This is a genomic window from Novosphingobium sp. BL-S-33, from assembly GCF_056857025.1.
In genome coordinates, this window is record NZ_CM166474.1 from 651,537 (window position 1) to 670,960 (window position 19,424).

At 66.3% G+C, this 19,424-nt stretch carries 14 protein-coding genes; 9 read left to right on the forward strand and 5 right to left on the reverse strand.

Going from position 1 to position 19,424, the window contains the following annotated elements:
• Window positions 1–117: 117 nt before the first annotated feature.
• Complete coding sequence (locus AC1VVM_RS02930; RefSeq protein ID WP_482902716.1) at window positions 118–1,872, forward strand: cation:proton antiporter domain-containing protein; 1,755 nt, start codon at window positions 118–120, stop codon at window positions 1,870–1,872.
• A gap of 49 nt (window positions 1,873–1,921) precedes the next feature.
• Here the strand turns inward: AC1VVM_RS02930 and AC1VVM_RS02935 are convergent, their stop codons facing one another.
• Complete coding sequence (locus tag AC1VVM_RS02935) at window positions 1,922–2,377, reverse strand: Lrp/AsnC family transcriptional regulator (RefSeq protein ID WP_482902717.1); 456 nt, start codon at window positions 2,375–2,377, stop codon at window positions 1,922–1,924.
• 135 nt (window positions 2,378–2,512) lie between these two features.
• Between AC1VVM_RS02935 and ald the strand changes: the two genes are divergently transcribed.
• Together ald and AC1VVM_RS02945 are read left to right on the forward strand one after the other, a co-directional pair.
• A complete protein-coding gene (gene ald / locus AC1VVM_RS02940) occupies window positions 2,513–3,628 on the forward strand; it encodes an alanine dehydrogenase (RefSeq protein WP_132389847.1) in 1,116 nt (371 codons plus the stop codon).
• A 52-nt stretch (window positions 3,629–3,680) separates the two neighbouring features.
• Window positions 3,681–5,432 (forward strand): sensor domain-containing diguanylate cyclase, encoded by a 1,752-nt coding sequence (locus AC1VVM_RS02945; RefSeq protein WP_482955818.1) that lies wholly within the window; start codon window positions 3,681–3,683, stop codon window positions 5,430–5,432.
• Here AC1VVM_RS02945 and AC1VVM_RS02950 read toward each other — a convergent pair.
• Together AC1VVM_RS02950 and AC1VVM_RS02955 are read right to left on the reverse strand one after the other, a co-directional pair.
• Window positions 5,419–5,817 carry an acyl-CoA thioesterase gene (locus tag AC1VVM_RS02950; RefSeq protein ID WP_482902719.1) on the reverse strand — a complete coding sequence of 133 codons (399 nt, stop codon included), beginning with the start codon at window positions 5,815–5,817 and terminating at the stop codon, window positions 5,419–5,421. The two genes, AC1VVM_RS02945 and AC1VVM_RS02950, sit on opposite strands and share 14 nt — an antisense overlap.
• A 7-nt stretch (window positions 5,818–5,824) precedes the next feature.
• Window positions 5,825–7,921 (reverse strand): S9 family peptidase, encoded by a 2,097-nt coding sequence (locus tag AC1VVM_RS02955; RefSeq protein ID WP_482955819.1) that lies wholly within the window; start codon window positions 7,919–7,921, stop codon window positions 5,825–5,827.
• Window positions 7,922–8,262: 341 nt separating this feature from the next.
• On the opposite strand from AC1VVM_RS02955, the gene AC1VVM_RS02960 reads away from it, so the two are divergent.
• From AC1VVM_RS02960 to AC1VVM_RS02985, 6 genes are all read left to right on the forward strand, one after another.
• The gene (locus tag AC1VVM_RS02960; protein ID WP_482955820.1) at window positions 8,263–10,095 is read left to right on the forward strand and encodes an aminopeptidase P family protein; all 1,833 of its coding nucleotides are present in this window, start codon (window positions 8,263–8,265) and stop codon (window positions 10,093–10,095) included.
• Window positions 10,096–10,163: 68 nt separating this feature from the next.
• On the forward strand, window positions 10,164–10,580 hold the full coding sequence (locus AC1VVM_RS02965) for a cupin domain-containing protein (protein ID WP_482902722.1): 417 nt from the start codon (window positions 10,164–10,166) through the stop codon (window positions 10,578–10,580).
• Between the two features lie 306 nt (window positions 10,581–10,886).
• A complete protein-coding gene (locus AC1VVM_RS02970; RefSeq protein WP_482902723.1) occupies window positions 10,887–11,561 on the forward strand; it encodes an EF-hand domain-containing protein in 675 nt (224 codons plus the stop codon).
• Between the two features lie 26 nt (window positions 11,562–11,587).
• The gene (locus tag AC1VVM_RS02975; RefSeq protein WP_132389833.1) at window positions 11,588–12,322 is read left to right on the forward strand and encodes a response regulator; all 735 of its coding nucleotides are present in this window, start codon (window positions 11,588–11,590) and stop codon (window positions 12,320–12,322) included.
• A 90-nt stretch (window positions 12,323–12,412) separates the two neighbouring features.
• Window positions 12,413–13,822, forward strand: coding sequence for an ATP-binding protein (locus AC1VVM_RS02980; protein WP_132390552.1), 1,410 nt, complete (start codon window positions 12,413–12,415; stop codon window positions 13,820–13,822).
• Window positions 13,823–13,919: 97 nt separating this feature from the next.
• A complete protein-coding gene (locus tag AC1VVM_RS02985; RefSeq protein ID WP_482955821.1) occupies window positions 13,920–15,095 on the forward strand; it encodes an ATP-binding protein in 1,176 nt (391 codons plus the stop codon).
• A gap of 15 nt (window positions 15,096–15,110) precedes the next feature.
• On the opposite strand, the gene AC1VVM_RS02990 is transcribed toward AC1VVM_RS02985, so the two are convergent.
• On the reverse strand, window positions 15,111–17,783 hold the full coding sequence (locus tag AC1VVM_RS02990) for a M1 family metallopeptidase (RefSeq protein WP_482955822.1): 2,673 nt from the start codon (window positions 17,781–17,783) through the stop codon (window positions 15,111–15,113).
• A gap of 4 nt (window positions 17,784–17,787) precedes the next feature.
• The gene (locus AC1VVM_RS02995) at window positions 17,788–19,386 is read right to left on the reverse strand and encodes a helicase HerA-like domain-containing protein (protein WP_482955823.1); all 1,599 of its coding nucleotides are present in this window, start codon (window positions 19,384–19,386) and stop codon (window positions 17,788–17,790) included.
• Between the last annotated feature and the right edge of the window lie 38 nt (window positions 19,387–19,424).

The following is a 19,424-nucleotide window of genomic DNA, read 5'->3' on the forward strand; positions in this document are numbered from 1 at the left end:
GCGAAGCCAGCCTTGGTATTTGCGGCGGAAACCCCTAACCTGCGGCGGGGCCGGATCACGCCGTGCCCCCCATTGCCGATATTGCCGATAGAGCGTGCCTGCCCCCGAAAGGACCCGATGCAAGATCATTCCCAGGCATTCCTGCTGCGCGACGGCTTTCTGCTGCTCGGCACTGCGCTTGCCTTCGTCCTGCTGTTCCGCCGCCTCGGCCTGGGTGCCACGCTGGGTTACCTGCTGGCGGGCGCTGTCCTTGGGCCTTTCATCCTCAATCTGGTCGGCGATCCCGAGAACAAGCTGGGCATCGCCGAACTGGGCATCACGTTCCTGCTGTTCATCGTCGGCCTCGAACTCGCGCCCCGGCGGCTCTGGCGGCTGCGGAACGAGATCTTCGGGCTCGGCCTGCTGCAAGTGGCGCTCTGCGGGCTGGCGATCTCGGCGGTGATCTATTTCTCCACCGGCTTCAGTGTCGCGGCCTCGCTGGCGCTGGGCCTGCCGCTGGGTCTGTCCTCCACCGCGCAGGTGCTGCCGCTGCTGCAAAGCCAGGGCCGCCTGCATACGCCCTTCGGTGAGCGGTCCTTCGCGATCCTGCTGTTCCAGGACCTCTCGATCATCCCGCTGATCACGATCACGGCGGCCATGAACCGCAACCCGAACCTGCCCGCGGGCACGCCGGGCTGGGAACTGGCACTCATCACGCTGGCGGCCATCGCCGGACTGATCGCCGCCGGACGCTTCGTGATCCGCCCGCTGTTCCGCCTGATCGGCAATTTGGGCGAGCGCGAGATGTTCGTCTTCGCGGCGCTGTTCACGGTTATCGCCTCGGCCGCGCTGATGCAGGCGCTGGGCCTCTCGACCGCGCTGGGCGCCTTCGTTGCCGGCGTCATGCTGGCCGATACGCCCTACCGCCACGAGCTGGAGGCCGATGTCGAGCCGTTCCGCACGCTGCTGCTGGGCCTGTTCTTCATGTCCGTGGGCATGATGCTGGACCTTTCCGCGATTGCCGAAAGGCCGCTGTTCGTCGCCACCATGGCTTTGGCGCTGATCGCGGTGAAGAGCGGGGTGATCTTCCTGATCGCTCTGGCCTTCCGGATGAACTGGCGCAGCGCGCTGGCACTCGGCCTCCTGCTCAGCCAGGGCGGCGAATTCGGCTTCGTGCTCTTCGCGCAGGCCAAGGATGCGTGGCTGATCGACCCCAGCGCCGCCAGCCTGTTCAGCGCGATCATCACGCTTTCGATGGTCACCACCCCGTTCCTGATGATGGCCACGGCGCGCATCCGCGAAATGCCCACCAGCAAGGAAACCCGCGAAGGCCCGCGCCTGGACGGCGCCAGCGCGCTCGTCGTCGGCTATGGCCGGTTCGGGCAGACCGTGGCGCAAGTGCTGATCGCCGCCGAGATCGCCGTCACTCTGATCGATACCGATATCGAGATGATCGACGTGGCCAGCGGCTTCGGTGCCAAAGTCTGGTTCGGTGACGGCACGCGTATCGACCTGCTGCGGCAGGCGGGCGCGGGCGAGGCGCAGATGCTGGTGTTCTGCATCGACGGCGACCAGCTTTCCGAAAGCTTCCTGCTGGGCGTGCACGAGGCCTTCCCCAATGCCCGCATCATGGCCCGCGTCTTCGACCGGCGCACGATGATCCGGCTGATGGATGCCCCGGTCACCTTCATGGTGCGCGAAGTGATGGAATCGGCCGTCTTGATGGCGCGCGAGGCTCTGGAAGACCTCGGCCTGTCGGGCGAGCAGATCGACAATGCCGAAAGCATGTACCGCGCCAGCGACAAGGAACGGCTGTCGATCCAGTACGAAACGGGCGATATCCGCGCGGCACGGGATCGGATCATCACGCAGGATCTGCGGGATGCGCATTGAGGCGATGCGCTAGGCAATTCCTCCCCTGCGTAAGGGGGAGGAACCAGCCTCAAGGCACTGCATACCCCTCGAACCGCTTGATCCGCCGCAGCGAAAAGCTCGTCCGCATCGACGAAACCCCCGGCAACCGCGCCAGACAATCGCGGTGGATCCGGTCGTAATGATCGAGATCCACCGCCGCCACGCGTAGCTGGTAATCCGCCGCGCCCGACATCAGGTGGCATTCGAGGATGTCGTCGAAATCGCCCACCGCGCGTTCGAAGCGTTCCATGGCTTCCCGGCTCTGGCTGGTCAGCGTGATCTCCACGAAGACTTCCACCGAGAGCCCCAGCCGCCGGGCATCGACCCGTGCCGCGTAGCCAAGGATCATCCCCTGCTCCTCCAGCACCCGGATCCGGCGGTGGCAGGCGGAGGACGAGAGATTCACCAGCACGGCCAGATCCGCGATCGAGCGGGAGGAGTCCGCCTGCAACGCTTCAAGGAGTGCGCGGTCTGCCCGGTCCATGGGAAAATCTCTTGTCGTTTGTTTCAAGAGAGGGAAATATTCCTGTTCTCGCTTGAAGCAAAGCCCAATTCGGTGAAACTTTGCAGCGAGGCGGGTGTATTTCGGTCGGCAGGAAAGTTTTGCGGAGTCGAAATCATGCGTGTCGGTACCGTCCGGGAAATCAAGAATCACGAATATCGCGTCGGCCTCACGCCGGAGAGCGTGTGCGAACTGGTCGCCCATGGCCACGAGGTCTGGGTCGAACAGGGCGCCGGCCTCGGTATCGGCGCCAGCGACGAGGCCTATGCCCGGCAGGGCGCGAAGCTCGTGGCCACGGCCCGCGAAGTCTTCGAAGGCTGCGAGATGATCGTGAAGGTCAAGGAGCCGCAGGCGGCCGAGCGCGCCATGCTGCGCGAAGGCCAGATCCTCTACACGTACCTGCACCTCGCGCCCGATCCGGAGCAGACGGCGGACCTCGTGAAATCCGGCGTCACCGCCATCGCCTATGAGACCGTGACCGGCCCCGGCGGCCAGTTGCCGCTGCTCAAGCCGATGAGCCAGGTGGCGGGCCGCATGTCGATCCAGGCGGGTGCGACCGCGCTGGAGAAGGCCCACGGCGGGCGCGGCGTGCTGCTGGGCGGCGTGCCGGGCGTGATGCCGGGCAAAGTCGCGGTGATCGGCGGCGGCGTGGTCGGCTTCAATGCCGCGCAGATGGCCGTCGGCCTCGGCGCCGACGTGACCATTCTCGACCGCAGCCCCGACGTGCTCGAACGTCTGGGCATCTACTTCGAAGCGCGCGCCAAGACGCGCTTCTCCAGCACCGCCAACCTGGCCGAGAGCGTGGCCGATGCGGATCTGGTGATCGGCGCGGTGCTGATCCCGGGCGCCGCCGCGCCCAAGCTGGTATCGCGCGCGATGCTCTCCACCATGAAGCCCGGCGCGGTGCTGGTGGACGTGGCCATCGATCAGGGCGGCTGCTTCGAAACCAGCCACCCCACCACCCATGCCGAGCCTACGTTCGTGGTGGACGGGATCGTTCACTACTGCGTCGCCAACATGCCTGGCGCGGTGGCGCGCACCAGCACTTACGCGCTGAACAACGTGACGCTGCCGCACGCGCTGGCGATCGCCAACCTTGGCTGGAAGGCCGCGCTCAAGGCCGATCCGCACCTTGCCGAGGGCCTGAACGTCCATGCCGGCAAAGTCACCTTCGAAGCCGTGGCCAGCGAACTCGGCTACGAATATGTGCCCACGGCAAGTCTGCTCGGGTAATTTTTGCCTACCTGTTAACCACATTTTGAGCGCCGTGCTCTACAGGGCGAATATGTTCTGGCGGGCACGGCACTTTCTCATCGGCTTGGCGGCGGCGATCTTCGCGCTGCTTGCGGTCGCTGCTCCAGCCGACGCGTCTCCTGCCGCCACTTTCGCCCCCGGCTCGGTCTGCACTACACTGGCCCCGGAATCCGCGTCCGGAGCCGCGCTGGCCCGCGATCCCGCGCGGTGGGACTGCCGGCGCAGCACCTGGCCGATAGACGGCAGCCAGGCCAGTTTCGTGCGGCTCGATATGGCGGGCAGCACTCCGGTCCCCGGCGAAGTGCTGATCACCCGCCTCACCCGATTCGCCGCCATGCAGCTGACCGTGATCGGCATCGACGGCAGCAGCGTCACGCGGGAGATCCGGCCCGAGGACCTCAGCTTCTCCTCCACCTCGTGGACAATGCGCATGCCGCTTCCCCGCCTTTCCGGCGCGAGCCACAAGCCGGTGGCCGCCTATGTCCTTGAAGTGACCGGCCCGCGCCACAAGGGCCTGCTCTCCGACGCGCGGATCATGCCGCCCCCCAGCGAGGCGGCGGTGAGCCGGGACGAACTGGTGCTGGCCGCGCTCTGCGGCCTGATGTTCATGCCGCTGGCGCTCAATTTCGCGATCTACCGCGTGCTGCGTCAGCCTTTCGCGCTGTGGCACGCGCTCGGCGTCTTCGCGATGCTGCTTCAGACGGCGGTCGCCAGCGGCATCGTCAACCGCTTCGCGTCGCTGTCGCTCAACCAGCTCTGCCTGCTGTCCTCGCTGAGCTGGAGCCTGATCATCATCGCCGGCGCCCGCTTCTTCGACAACCTGCTCGAACCCGGCATGCTGGGCAAGCGGCAGAAATTGCTGCTGACGGCGACGATCCCCTGGGTGCTGTTCTGGGCGGTCTACTACAATGTCGCCAGCGGCGTGCTGCTGTCCAGCGTCGCCACGGTCTACTACGCCTCGTTCCTGCCCTTCATCTTCCTGCTCGGCTGGACGATGGCGACGGCGGCCCTGCGCGGCAGCCGCACGGTCTGGTTCCAGATCGTCGGCTGGGCACCGCTGATGACGATGGGCGTGGTGCGCATCACCTCGATGCTGGGCGCGACCGATACGCCAATGGGGCTGATGGGCATCCAGCACTTCTCCATCGCGTTCGAAGTGCTCGTCACCACGCTGGGCGCGGCGGACCGCTTCATGGCGATCAAGGACCAGCGCGACCGCGCCATCACCCAGGCCCGCATCCTCGAAAGCCTGGCCGAGCGCGATCCGCTGACCGGGCTCTACAACCGTCGCGGGTTCGAGGAGCGCTATACCCGCCTCGTGCTCGACGGGTTCGATACCATGGCGGTGCTGGACCTCGACCATTTCAAGCAGATCAACGACACGCGCGGCCATGCCACCGGCGATACCGTGCTGCGCGCGGTGGCGGTGGCGCTGATGCCCGACGAGGATACCGTGGCGGTCCGTCTCGGCGGCGAGGAATTCCTGCTGCTGCTGCGCGGCCGCAACGGGGCCGAGCGGGCGGAGCGGCGGCGGCAGGCGATCCCGACCCGGATCGCTGCCGAAGTGCCGATGCTGGACCGGCCGGTCACCGCCAGCATGGGCATGGTCACCGCCGCGCCGCCGATGCGCTTCACCGACCTCTATCGCACTTGCGACCGCCTGCTTTACGAAGCCAAGGCGTCCGGACGGAACCGCACCGAGAGCACCACGTTCGCGGCGCCCCCTCCCCTCGCATCAGATCCCGAGGCGGCGCCCGACCCCACGGTCGTCAACCTGCACTGAAGCGCACGGCGACTTCCGGCGGAACGCGCATGATCCGCCCGGTTTGCCTGTCGATCATCGCCCAGGTCGTCTTCGCGGCGACGATCACCTTGCCGGCGGCGTTGCGGAACTCGACACGCCGGTCGAACCGCGCGCCGGTGGGGCCTTCGGGAATGAAAGTCTCCGCCGTCACGCTCTCGCCCTCGGCGATATTGCCGCGATAGTCGATCTCGTGCCGGGTCACGACCCAGACATAGCGCTCGACCTGCTCGGGCGTGGCATCGGCCTCCCAGTGGGCGACGGCGATGGCCTCCATCCACTGCACCCAGACCGCATTGTTGACGTGGCCCATGACATCGATGTCATGGGCCCGCGCCGTAAAGGTGGTCGAGAACCGGTCGCTCAAGGCGCCCTCAGCCTTCGATGCCAAGCTGCCAGAGGATGAAAGCGAATTCCTCCGCCGTTTCCTTCAGGCTTTCGAAGCGGCCGGACTTGCCGCCGTGGCCCGCACCCATGTTGGTCTTGAGGATCAGCTCGTTGCGGTCGGTCTTCAGCTCGCGCAGCTTCGCCACCCACTTGGCCGGTTCCCAATAAGTCACGCGCGGGTCGTTGAGGCCCGCCGTCACCATCAGCGGCGGATAGGCCTGCGCCTTGACCTGATCGTAAGGCGAATAGCTGAGGATCAGCTCGAAAGCGGCCTTGTCCTCGATCGGGTTGCCCCATTCCGGCCACTCGCCCGGAGTCAGCGGCAGGGTATCGTCGAGCATCGTGTTGAGCACGTCCACGAAGGGCACATGCGCCACCACCGCGCCGAACAGCTCGGGATCGGAATTGATCACCGCGCCCATCAGCTCGCCGCCCGCCGATCCGCCGGAGATCGAGATCTTGCCCGCCGCGGTAAAGCCGCGTTCGACAAGGCCCTTGGCCACGTCCACGAAGTCATTGAACGTATTGGTGCGCTTTTCGAGCTTGCCCGCCTTGTACCAGGCGCGGCCCATGTCGTCGCCGCCCCGGATATGCGCGATGGCATAAGCGAAGCCGCGGTCGACAAGGCTGAGCCGCGTGGTCGAGAAGCCCGGATCGATGGAGATGCCGTAAGCACCATAACCATAGAGATGCAGCGGCCCGGCCCCGACGCGATCACGGCGATAGACCACCGAAACCGGCACCGGCGTTCCATCGCGCGCGACGATCTCCAGCCGTTCGGTGGCATAGAGCGCGGCGTCGTAGCCCGAGGGGATTTCCTGCACCTTGAGCACGTCCAGCGTGCGCGCGGCCACGTCATAATCATAGACCGTCGAGGGGCTGACCATCGATTCGTAGGTCAGGCGCAGCGTCGTCACGTGCCATTCGGGATTGTTGGCGAGACCGGCCGAATAGCTCGCCTCGGGGAACGAGATCGGCTCCACGCGGGCGGGATCGTCGTAGTAACGCACCTCGATCCGGTCGAGCCCGGCCCCGGCCCCCACCGTCTTGCGGCCCTCGACCACGTAGAAGTCGCGGAACAGGTCGGTGCCGGTCAGGTAGAACGCGTCCGTGCCTTCGATCAGCGTGGTCCATTCGCCGGGATTGGCGAGCGGCGCGGTGGCAAGGCGGAAGTTCTCGTGCGTGTCGTTGGTGTGGATGTAGAGCACGCCCTCGCGCTCATCGACATCGTACTCCACGCCCTTCCGGCGCGGCTTGACGAGGATCTGTTCGCCCAGCGGATCGGCCGCCGAAACCATGCGGGTTTCACTGGTTTCGTGATCGCTGCTGCCGATCAGCAGCCACTTCTCGTTGGCCGAGAGCGAGGAGCCGACGCGGAAACCCTCGTCATCCTCGTGGTACAGCTCGACATCGCTTTCCAGCGGCTGGCCCAGCCAGTGCAGGCGGGCATTGTCGGTGCGCCACTGCTCGTTGGCGAGCGAGTAGACGAGGCCCTTGTCGTCCGCGACCCAGACGAGCGCGGACAGCGTGCCCGGAATCTCGTCCGCCAGCAGTTCGCCGGTGACAAGGTCCTTGATATGGACGGTGAAGCGCTCGGAGCCGTTGTCGTCCACAGAATAGGCCAGCAGCTTGCCATTGGCGCTGGTGGAGATGGCGCCCAGGTTGAAGTAGTCCTTGCCCTCGGCCAGCGCCACTTCGTCAAGGATCAGCTCGTCGGCGGAACCGTCATCCTTGGCGCCGACCGGGCGGCGCCACCACTTCTTGTACTCGGCGGCTTCCTCGAACTCGATCCAGTAGAGGTAATCGCCGTCCTTCTGCGGCACCGACTTGTCGGCCTCCTTGATCCGCGCGCGCATTTCCTTGAACAGCGCGTCGATCTTGGCCTGCTGGCCGGCCATGCGGCCTTCGAACCACTGGTTCTCGGCCTCAAGATGCGTGAGCACTTCCTTATCGGTGACTTCCGGATAGCCGGCATCGCGCAGCCATGCGTAATCGTCCTCGACGGTCACGCCGTGGCGGGTGAAGCTCTGCGGCTTCTTCGCCGCCTGTGGAGGACCCGCAAGGGTCTGGGTGGAATCTGCCATGGGCACGATCTAGGGCCTGCCTCGCGAAAGGGAAAGTGTCGCGCTTGTCGATAACGGAGCCTTGGCCGCCATCAACCACCCAGCCTCCCAAACCAAACCCGTCGCCCCCGCGAATGCAGGGGCCCCGCTTTTCTTGCCTGATTCACCCGGCTACCGGAAAAAGAACAAGCGGGGTCCCCGCCTTCGCGGGGACGACGAGGTGTTGAACGGGCCGTTTCGCCATGTTTCGGGCCTGCCTTCCGCCCACCTTCTGCGCAGCAATTGCCAGCCCCGATGCTTTCCCTTCCGCAGCACGGGCCCTATGTTGCCCCCATGACCCCCGCAAGCCGGATACCGAATCCATGTTGATGAATACCCATGAGGCGCGGCTCGATGCCCTGCGCCAGGAACTCAAGTCGCGCGGCCTCGATGGCTTCGTGATTCCGATCAGCGACGAGCACATGAGCGAATATGTCGGCGCCTATGCGCAGCGGCTCGCCTGGCTCACCGGCTTCGGCGGCTCCGCCGGGACCGCCGTGGTGCTGACCGATTCGCGGCTCTCTCCGGGAGCCGCGATGTTCGTGGACGGCCGCTACACGCTGCAAGTGCGCGAACAGGTCGACGGCAAGTTCTATGCCTATGAAAGCGTGCCGCAAACCAGCCCCGCGCGCTGGCTGGGCGAGCATGCGCCCAAGGGTGCGAAGATCGGCTACGACGCCTGGCTCCACGGCTCGAAGTGGGCCGAAGCCGCGCAGGCCGCGCTCGCCGCGAAGGGCGCCACGCTCGTTCCCGTGAACGGCAATCCGATCGACGCGGTGTGGCAGGACCAGCCGCTGCCCTCGCCCGCGCCCGCACTTGTCCATGACGACGGCCTTGCCGGCCGGTCGAGCAAGGCCAAGCGCGCCGAAGTGTCCGAATGGCTCACCGCGCGCGGGCTCGACGCCACGGTCGTCTCGGCGCTCGATTCGGTGGCATGGCTGCTCAACATTCGCGGCACCGACGTGGATCACACTCCGGTCGCGCTGTCCTACGTCGTCGCGCACGCAAACGGCACCGCCGATCTCTACATCGCCGACGAGAAGGTCACGCCCGAACTGCGCCGCCATCTCGGCAATGCGGTGACGGTGCTGCCGCGCGATGCCTTCATCGCCGGGCTGGAGAAGCTTTCCGGCAAGCGCGTCGCGGTGGATCCCGACAATGCCGTGGCCGCGATCTTCGAGACGCTGCGCAAGGCGGGCGCCACCGTGATCGAGGAACGCGATCCGACGATCCTGCCCAAGGCCGTGAAGAACGCGGTCGAGCAGCAGGGCCAGCGCGAGGCGCAGGCGATCGACGGCGTTGCCGTGACCCGCTTCCTCCACTGGCTCGCGGTCGAAGGGCCGAAGGGCGAGATCACCGAGATGAGCGCGGCTGCCAAGCTGCTCGAATTCCGTCAGCGCTGCGGCGACTTGCGCGATCTCTCGTTCGACACGATCTCCGCTGCGGGGCCGAACGGCGCCAGCCCGCACTACCGCGTCACCGACGAATCGAGCCTGACGCTGGAGCCGGAGAGCGTCTATCTCGTCGATTCGGGCGGCCAGTATCCCTGCGGCACCACCGACATCACGCGCACCGTATGGATCGGCACCGGCGAACCTCTCGCCGAAGTGAAGGACCGCTTCACCCGCGTGCTCAAGGGCAATATCGCCATCGACCGCGCGGTCTTCCCCAAGGGCACCAACGGCAGCCAGCTCGACGTGCTGGCGCGCCAGTTCCTGTGGTCGGTCGGGCTCGACTATGCCCATGGCACCGGCCACGGCGTCGGCAGCTTCCTCTCGGTCCACGAAGGCCCGCAGCGCATCGCCAAGGCGGCGGGCGGACAGGCCGGCACCGCGCAGGAACTGATCCCCGGCATGATCCTCAGCGACGAGCCGGGCTATTACAAGGCGGGCGAATACGGCATCCGCATCGAGAACCTGGTGCTGGTCGAAACGCGCGCATTCGCGGGCGCGGACGGCGAGTACTACGGCTTCGAGACGCTGACGCTCGCGCCGATCGAGCGCCGCCTTGTCGACACCGCGCTGCTTTCGCACGAGGAAACCGCGTGGTGGAACGCCTACCACGCCCGCGTGCGCGACGTCATCGCCCCGCAGCTTTCGGGCGCGGACGATGCCGATACCCTGGCATGGCTCGAAGAGCAGTGCGCCCCGCTCTGAGCTTGTAGCGGAGCTTTCGCGGCAGTAGCCTCCTTCCGGCAAGCGCATTGCCGGAAGGAGCGCGCCACATGACCGACGAGTCGCCACAAACCGGGGCCCTCAGCCTCGAAACTTATCCCGTCCACCTTGGCCTCGGTGCCCGTGCCGAGGCGCAACCTGCCTTCACCGGCATGGAATGGTACGCCGACTATGCGGCCCGCACCGAGGCCGACGGCGCTGAGGGACGGCTCGTCTCGATGTACGAATTCACCGAAAGCTGGACCTCGTGGGAAATGCATCCTGCGGGCGACGAGCTGGTGGTCTGCCTGACCGGGACGATCACGCTCCATCAGGAATTGGCGGACGGCGACAAGCGGACCGTCACGCTCGCCGCCGGGCAATATGCGATCAATCCGCCCGGAGCGTGGCACACCGCTGACATCTCCGCCCCTGCCAGCGCGCTGTTCGTGACGGCCGGGATGGGCACCGAGAACCGGCCGCGCTGAGAGTCTGTTTGAATCCGGCCGTGACCGGGTTTAGGGGAGTGGGCCGGTGCCGCGAAATTCGCCTGCAGCGAATTTCCAAACAAGCTCTGATACCTTGCGTCTGCATGAACCCGGTGCCAGACTTGTGACAATTAACGACAATAATCGGGCGGACCGGCACAACTGCGCGACAAGCGAGGCTTAAAAAACAAGGCTGAAAGCTGCGGGGCAGTTCTTCCCCTCCCTTCCCCCGCCCCGCGGCTTTCGCTGTATTTTCGCGCCGTATTCCTGACGCCATATTTTTGGCTGGAGCAGACGAGAACCGATATGACGAATCGCCTGACCAAGCTTGCCATCGGCCTCTCCGCCGCCGCGCTGACGATCAGCGGCGTGGCCGTTGCCCAGACGCCCCAGAGTGCCGGTCGCCCCGGACACGATTTCAAGGCCGACGCCAATGGCGACGGCACTGTCACCCGCGCCGAAGCGCAGGCCGCTGCCGAAGCGGCGTTCGCCCGGCTCGACGTCAACAAGGACGGCAAGATCGATCAGGCCGACCGCGACGCCCGCCGCGCGCAAATGCGCGAAGAGCAGTTCAAGCGCCTTGATACCAATGGTGACGGTTCGATCTCCAAGGCCGAATTCATGGCCGATCGGGGGCCCGGAAACGGTGGCCCCGGTAACTGGGGCCCGGGCAAGCGTGGCCCCGGCGATCACGGCGGGCGCGGACCCGGCGGCGATCGCGGCCCCGGCGGTTTCGGCGGCCGTGGTGACATGGCCGGCATGGCCGACGCCAACAAGGACGGCTCCGTGACAAAGGCCGAATTCGTGGCCGCCGCGATGAGCCGCTTCGACAAGATGGACACCAACAAGGACGGTCAGGTCACCCGCGAGGAACGGCAGGCCGCGCGCCAGCAGATGCGGGCCCAGCACCCAGACTGGCATCGTGGAGGCAACCGCCCCGCTCCTTCGGCCCCGGCTCCGGCCACCACGCCGGGCAATTGACCGGCTAAATCCGTGACTGGATGCAGATGAACGATACCGCGCCCGCCCGCCTGCTGCTCGTTGATGACGAGGCGGCGCTTCGTGAGCCCCTGGCCGAGTACCTCTCGCGCCAGGGGTTTGCCGTCAGTCAGGCCCGCAGCGCGGCGGAGGCCCGCAGCCTGCTCCGCGACGAAAAGCCCGATCTCGTCCTGCTCGACATCATGATGCCCGGCGAGGACGGCCTGTCACTCTGCCGCCACCTCGTGGAAGCGCAGGACGTGCCGGTGATCTTCCTCACCGCGCGCGGCGAGGCGACCGACCGCATCGTCGGCCTCGAAATCGGCGCCGACGACTACGTGGTGAAACCCTTCGAGCCGCGCGAACTGGTCGCCCGCATCCGCAGCGTGCTGCGCCGCGCCGCCCGCACCGCCGCGCCCGCGCCGGAGAACGAGGTCTTCGCCTTCGAAGGCTGGCAGCTCGATCCGCTCAAGCGCCGCCTGACCGATACCGAAGGCGCCGTGGTGGTGATCTCCTCGGTCGAATTCCGCCTGCTCATGGCCTTCCTCGAACACCCGCGCCAAGTGCTCAACCGCGACCGCCTGCTCGACATGGTGCAGGGCCGCGAGGCGCATCTGTTCGACCGCGCGGTGGACAATCAGGTCAGCCGCCTGCGCCGCAAGATCGAGGTAGATTCGCGCAATCCGCAGCTGATCCAGACGGTCTGGGGTGGCGGCTACATGCTGGCCGCCGATGTCCGCCGCATGGCCGTGCCGGCGGATTGAGCCTGAACCGATGACCGCTTTTTCCCTTTTCGTCCGGAAATGACCTTGAACCGCTTGCGCCTGCCGCGCCCCCACAGCCTGATGGGCCAAATGCTGCTCGCCGTGGCAGCGGCGCTGCTGCTGGTGCAGGGACTGGGCGCGTTCCTCGTCTACCGCGCCCAGCGCGAGGGCTACGAGGCAGGCATGCTCAATGCCGCCGTGTTCCGCCTGATCATGGAAACGCGCGGCCCGCGCGGGCTCGTCCGGCACCAGAACGGCCGCCCGAACGACACGCCGGGCCCCCTCTCCGGCCCGCCGCCCAAGGGTTACCACCTCGAATACAGCACCAGCTCGCCCGCCATGCCCGGCGAGGCCCGCGATGCCGAGGCGGAAGCCGATCTCGCGAAAATCCTGGCCGAGCAGGACTTCGCCGTCCGCGAAGTCGTCGTCGTCCACCGGGCGGCCGGGAGCGACCGCTATGCCCGGCGCGGCCTGCTGCGCCGCGCCGCAAGCTACGGCCTCTCGCACGACGAGACATCGGGCCTGATGCGCTCCAACCTCATGGTCGTGGGCGTGCGCACCAGCGACGAGGGCAGCTGGATCGTCGCCCGCGTGCGCGCGCCGCGCCCCGAAAACGTGCTGCTGGGGCCGATCCTGATCCAGACGATCAGCATCTACATCGTGCTGATGGCGGCGGTGGCGCTGATCCTGCGGCGCATCACCCGCCCGCTCGCCGCGCTGACCCGCCGCCTCGAACGCTTCGCGGAAACGCAGGACCTCGATGGCCAGCTTCCCCCCTCGGGCCCCGAGGATATGCAGCGGCTGATCGTGGCGCACAACGCCATGGAATCGCGCATCGCCGCCCTGCTCGACGAGAAGGACGTGATGCTCGGCGCCATCGGCCACGATCTCAAGACCCCGCTGGCGGCGCTGCGCGTGCGCATCGAATCGGTGACCGACGACGTCGAACGCGGCCGCATGGCCACGACCATCGAGGACATCGTCCGCACGCTCGACGACATCCTCTCGCTCGCCCGCGTCGGCCGCCCGAGCGACCCGCGCGAACGCACCGAACTCTCCGCGCTGATCTTCTCGGTGATCGAGGAGTACGAGGACATGGGCGAGCCGGTCGAAGTGGGCGAGACCGAGCGCGTGGCGCTGGAACTGCGCCCGACGTGGATCCGCCGCGCGCTGCGCAACCTGATCGGCAATGCCCTGCGTTACGGCGAGCGCGCCCGCGTTTCGCTGACCCGCGAGGATTCGCGCGAAGGCCGCCACGCCGTGATCGTGATCGACGACGACGGCCCGGGCATCGCCGAGGATTCGATCGAGGCGATGATGAACCCCTTCACGCGCGGCGACCCTTCGCGCAACAGCGCCACCGGCGGCGCCGGCCTCGGCCTCGCCCTCGCCCGCGCCATCGCCGAACAGCACGGCGGCGCGCTGACCCTGTCGAACCGGCTCGCGGCGGACGGCACCGTGCAGGGCCTGCGGGCAAAGCTGGAACTGCCGGTGGGGTGAGGCCGAAGGCCGGCGTACCTCCAGACGGTGTTGACCTTTAGGGATATATAACTGAGTATAGCCGAAGTAGGCTATACTATGCCCTAAAGGGATAAATATGGACCCCGTTCGAAATCCCTTTGCTCCCGGAGCAGGCTCGCAGCCGCCGGAACTGGCCGGCCGGGAAGAAATCATTACGGCTGCCGATACGGCGCTTCAGCGCGTCCTGCTTGGCCGTCCGGCCCAGTCGCAGATGCTCCTCGGTTTACGAGGCGTCGGAAAAACCGTTCTCCTCAATAAGATCGAGAAAATTGCCGAAGATCACGGGTATCTGACGTCGTTCATCGAAGCGCCGGAAGATCGTAAACTCGTCGATCTGCTCTATCCCAAAATCCATCAGGCCCTTCGCAAACTGTCATTCGTCGATTCCGCGAAGACGGCCACGCACACAGCACTGCGCGCGCTCCGCAGCTTTGCCAGTGCATTCAAGATCAGCGTGGGCGATTTCGATGTGTCCGTCGATCCGGAACCCGGCGTCGCGGATAGCGGCAATCTCGAATACGACGTCACCGAACTGTTTCTGAAAGTTGGCGAAGCGGCAAAGGCGGCTGGTCGCGGATGGGCGCTCCTTATCGACGAAGTGCAGTACCTCTCGCCCGAAGAACTGGGCGCACTGATCGTCGCAATTCATCGCATCAACCAGAAAGCCCTGCCCGTCCTCCTTTTTGGCGCCGGCCTCCCTGCCATTGCGGCGCTGTCCGGAGATGCAAAGTCATACGCGGAAAGGCTTTTCATCTTCCCGAAGGTGGACGCCCTTCCCGAAGACGATGCCGCGAACGCAATCCGTCAGCCCATCGAGGAGGAAGGAGAAGCGATAGACCGCGACCTGCTTGATGCGATTGTCGCACTGACGAAGGGATATCCGTACTTCCTGCAGGAATGGGGATATCAAATCTGGAATGCCTCGCCCCAATCCCCCATTGCATTGAACTGCGTTGAACTCGCCGAGAAAGAAGCGCTGCGAAGGCTGGATGAAGGGTTTTTCAAGGTGCGCATCGACCGCCTGACGCCCAAGGAAAAAGAATACGTGATAGCCATGGCGCGATTGGGCGCCGGTCCATACCGATCATCGGATGTGGCCGAAATGCTGGGTGAAAAACTCACCACATTAGGGCCCCGACGCGCGCAGATCATTGCAAAAGGAATGATTTACAGCCCCGCGCACGGAGACATCGCCTTCACCGTTCCGATGTTCGACGAATATCTGAAGCGTCACTGGATTCCGGCCGATTGAAACGGCCGTCAGCGCCTACTTCATAGTCACGAAATCCCCGTCGATCTGCGCGCCCACAAGGTCGTCCAGCAACCCACAGTTGCGCACCCGCTCGCTCGCCCGTGCGAGTTCCAGCGCGCCCGGGGTGCCCGCCAGACTCGGCCCGAAATCGCGCGTGATCTGCGCCGCCTTGTCGACCGAGCAGTAGCGCCCCAGCATCTGCGGCAGGCGCGTCGCGAAGAACTGGCCGCTGCTGGCGGTGACAAGATCGTCCAGATGCGTCACCGCCCACTGGTAACCGATGTCGCGCGTGGCGCTGCGGGCCATCACGCCGTCCAGGAAGCTCAGCCGCTCGCCCTCGCGCAGGCGCGGGTCCTGAAGATCGAGCAGCCATGCCGCCAGCTTGGTATCGCCCGTCCGCGCCGCCGCCGCCAGCGCGGCGGGGCGGAACACCGGGTCTTCGGATGTCAGCGCCTTCTCCACCAGCGTCCGCGCGGCCGGGGCGCCTTGCTGGAACAGGTAGACATCGAGCGCGTGATCCATCCACGCCGGGTCGAGCGCGGCGCTATCGCCGCCGAGATAGGCCTCCATCGCCTGCGCCAACTGGTCGCGAAGCTTGCCGCCGCGGCTGGTCGCGAGCAATGCCTCGACCACCTGCACGCGCCGCTGGCTGTGCGCCGGCGCTTCTCCGGCATAGACGCCCGCGCGCGGATCGAAGCCGAATTCCTTGAGCAGCGGCACATAGAGCCGCTCACGCACGACGTTGAAGCCCTGCCGCCCGCGCGCACTGACAAGGCCCTGCATCACATAGCCCGAGAGCGCCTCGAACGGCGCATCGGCGGCGTGCGGATCGGGATGGCGGATCAGCGCATGCGCAAGCTGGGCCATCTCGCCCACATTGCCGCGCCCCGCCCGGATCGAGGCATCGAGCGAATCGACCAGCGCCAGCGCCTCTCCAGCGGGCAGGCTGCCGGCCCCGGCGATCAGCGATTGCCAGTGCTGGCCGGTCAGTTCGAAGCGGTAATATCCGGCCCCGCCGGCATTCGGGAAGACCGGGCCGGTGCCCGGCACCACGAACGTCTGGGTCGGCCGGTCCATGATCGTGCACATGCGTTCCGCCCCGGCCCGGCGCAGGCAGATCGGGATGATCCAGCGGCCCTCGGGCGGAGCGATCCCGGCGGTGGTGTAGCGCAGCTGGGTGATCGCCAGGCGGTCCCCCTGCTGCTTCATCGCCAGGAGCGGGACGCCCTGCTGCTCCACGAAGCTGCGCATGGCCGGGACCAGCCGGGGGTCGCCCGCCACTTCGGCCAGCGCCGCGAAGAAGTCAGCACTGGTGGCAGTGCCCTGCCGATGCGCGGCGATGTAGCGGCGCACGCCTTCGCGGAAACGGTCCTCGCCCAGCCAGTCGGCGATCATGCCGACGACGCGGCCGCCCTTGCCATACGTGATCGAATCGAAGGCCGAATCGATCTGGTCACTGGTCTCGATCGGCTGGCGGATCGGGCGGCCGGCCAGCAGCCCGTCGATGTCCATGGCCTGATAGCCCACGCCGAGCGCGTCCCCGGCGATACCGAGATCCGGCCGCCACTCCTGCCCGGAACGGTAGCCGATCCAGTTGGCAAAGCTCTCGTTGAGCCAAAGATCGTCCCACCAGTCAGGCGTGACCAGGTCTCCGAACCACTGGTGGCCCAGCTCATGGCCGACGATCATGCCGAACTGGCGCTGCTGCTGAACCGGCGCATTGGCATCCATCACCAGAATGTCGTCGCGGTAGAGGTCGGCCCCGGCATTTTCCATGGCGCCGGGCAGGATCGGGCTGGTGATCTGGTCCAGCTTGGGGAACGGGAAGCGCTCGCCGAAGTAGCTTTCCAACTGGGTGACGATGCGCTTGCTGCCCTCCAGCGCGAAGGCAAGCCGGTCGGCATTCTGGCGGGTGGAGACGATGCGCAGCGGCAGCGGCTCGGCGCGCTGCGCGGTGGGCGGAACTTCGCCCGAAAGCACCGCGAAAGGCCCGACCATGACGGCGACGAGATAAGTCGGCAGCGGCGGCACCGGCGCGAAGCGGTGGACGGCGAGCCCGCCCTCGACAGCAGGCGTGCCGATCTCGGGCCCGTTGCTGATCGCCATGAGCCCCGGCGGGGTGCGCAAGGTGACGGCGAAAGGAGTCTTGAAGCCGGGCTGATCGAAACCGGGAAAGGCCGCGCGCGCATCGATCGACTGGAACTGGCTCCAGGCATACCAGGCGCCCTCCACTTCGACGCGGAACAGGCCGGAAGGGCCCTGTCCGAAGGCCGCCGTGTAATCGAAAGCGAGGGTGACGGGTCCGGCGGGCAGGTCCCGGTCGAACAGGACTTGGGCAAGGCCGTTGGAATCGAGCTGCCGCCATTGGCCGACAAGCGTCTGACCGCCGACATGGGCCTCGACTTTCGCCACATCGAGGTCGCGCCCGTGCAAGAACACTTTAGGTGCACTTCGGGTCATGTTCACGTCGATCTCGACATGGCCCGAAAAGCGCGGTTTCGCGGGGTCTACGGTCAGGTCCAGCCGGTAGGCCAGCGGTCGGACCGAATCGCCCAGACGGCCGAAGGGAAGGTCCGGCTTTTCCTGTGCGACGACCGGAGCGGCCTCCTTTGCCGCCACTTGTGCCAAAGCCACGCCCGGCGCCGAAAGCAGCGCCAGAAACAGGACCAGACAACCGATAATCCGCATCAAGTCAGCGCATCAAGCCGCCGATAAGGTTGCGCGCGAAGCGGCCAAGGCCCGGAAAACCGATCGCTTTTCCAAAGGCATCGCCCACTGTCCCGGCGGCCGCACTAGCAGCCGAAGCCTGTGGATTCGCGCGGCTTTTCCGGCCCTGCATCGACTGCGCGAGGATCGAACCGGCGCTCGCCACCGCCGCGCCCGCCGCCGCCTTGGCAACCTTGCCGCCCAGCCCGTCCCACAGGCTGGGGCTCTTGCGTTCCTGCTTGCCGACCTCGGCCGCACCCTTATCCGCCACTTCCTGCGCGGTGGCGGCGGCGTCCGCAGCCTTGGCGGCCAGCACTTCCTCCGCACTTTCGCGGTTTACCGGGGTGTCGTACTTGCCCGCATAGGGGCTGATCGACTGGATGATCGCCCGCTCCTTCGGCTCGACCGGCCCCAGCCGTGAACGCGGCGGCGCGATCAGCGTGCGTTGGACGATCGTCGGCGCGCCCTCGCCATCGAGCGTGGAGACGAGCGCCTCGCCGACCTTCAGTTCGGTGATCACTTCAGCGACATTCAGCGCCGGATTGATGCGGAACGTGTCCGCCGCCGCCTTGATCGCCTTCTGGTCGCGCGGGGTGAAAGCCCGCAGCGCATGCTGCACGCGGTTGCCGAGCTGGCCCGCGATCTGCTCGGGAATATCGATGGGATTCTGCGAGATGAAGTAGACGCCCACACCCTTCGAACGAACCAGGCGGACGACCTGCTCGACTTTGTCCTGAAGCGCCTTGGGGGCATCGTCGAACAGCAGGTGGGCCTCGTCAAAGAAGAACACGAGCTTGGGCGTCTCCGGATCGCCGACCTCGGGCAGCACCTCGAACAGTTCGGACAGCAGCCACAGCAGGAACGTGGCGTAAAGCTTGGGGCTGCGCATCAGCTTGTTGGCCGCGAGCACGTTGATGTAGCCGCGCCCCTTGTCGTCACAGCGGATGAAATCGGCGATTTCCAGCGCCGGTTCGCCGAAGAACTGCGCCGCACCCTGGCTGTCGAGCGTGAGAAGCTGGCGCTGGATGGTGCCGACGCTGGCCTTGGTGATATTGCCGTATTTGGCCGAAAGCGCGGCCGCATTCTCGGCCGCATAGGCCAGCATGGCTTGCAGATCTGCAAGGTCCAGCAGCAGCAGACCCTGCTCGTCGGCATAGCGGAAGACGACGTTGAGCACGCCCTCTTGCGTATCATTGAGGTCCATCAGCCGCGACAGCAGCAGCGGCCCCATTTCCGAGATCGTCGTGCGGACGGGATGGCCCTGCTCACCGTAGATGTCCCAGAAAATCGCCGGATTGTCGGAATAGGCATAGTCGGTCATGCCGATTTCCTTGGCCCGCGCTTCCAGCACGGCGGCATTCTTGAACTGCGGGCTTCCGGCCATGGAAATGCCCGAGAGATCGCCCTTCACATCGGCAAGGAAAACCGGGACCCCGGCGGCGGAGAACTGCTCGGCGATGGTCTGGAGCGTGACGGTCTTGCCGGTGCCGGTCGCCCCGGCGACAAGGCCGTGGCGGTTGGCGCGGCTCAGCTGGAGGACCTGCCGTTCACCGTTGGAGCCGAGTCCCAGGAAAATCTCGTCCATTCATGCCTCCTTGCGCCCTTCGAAGGTGATAGTGCGCA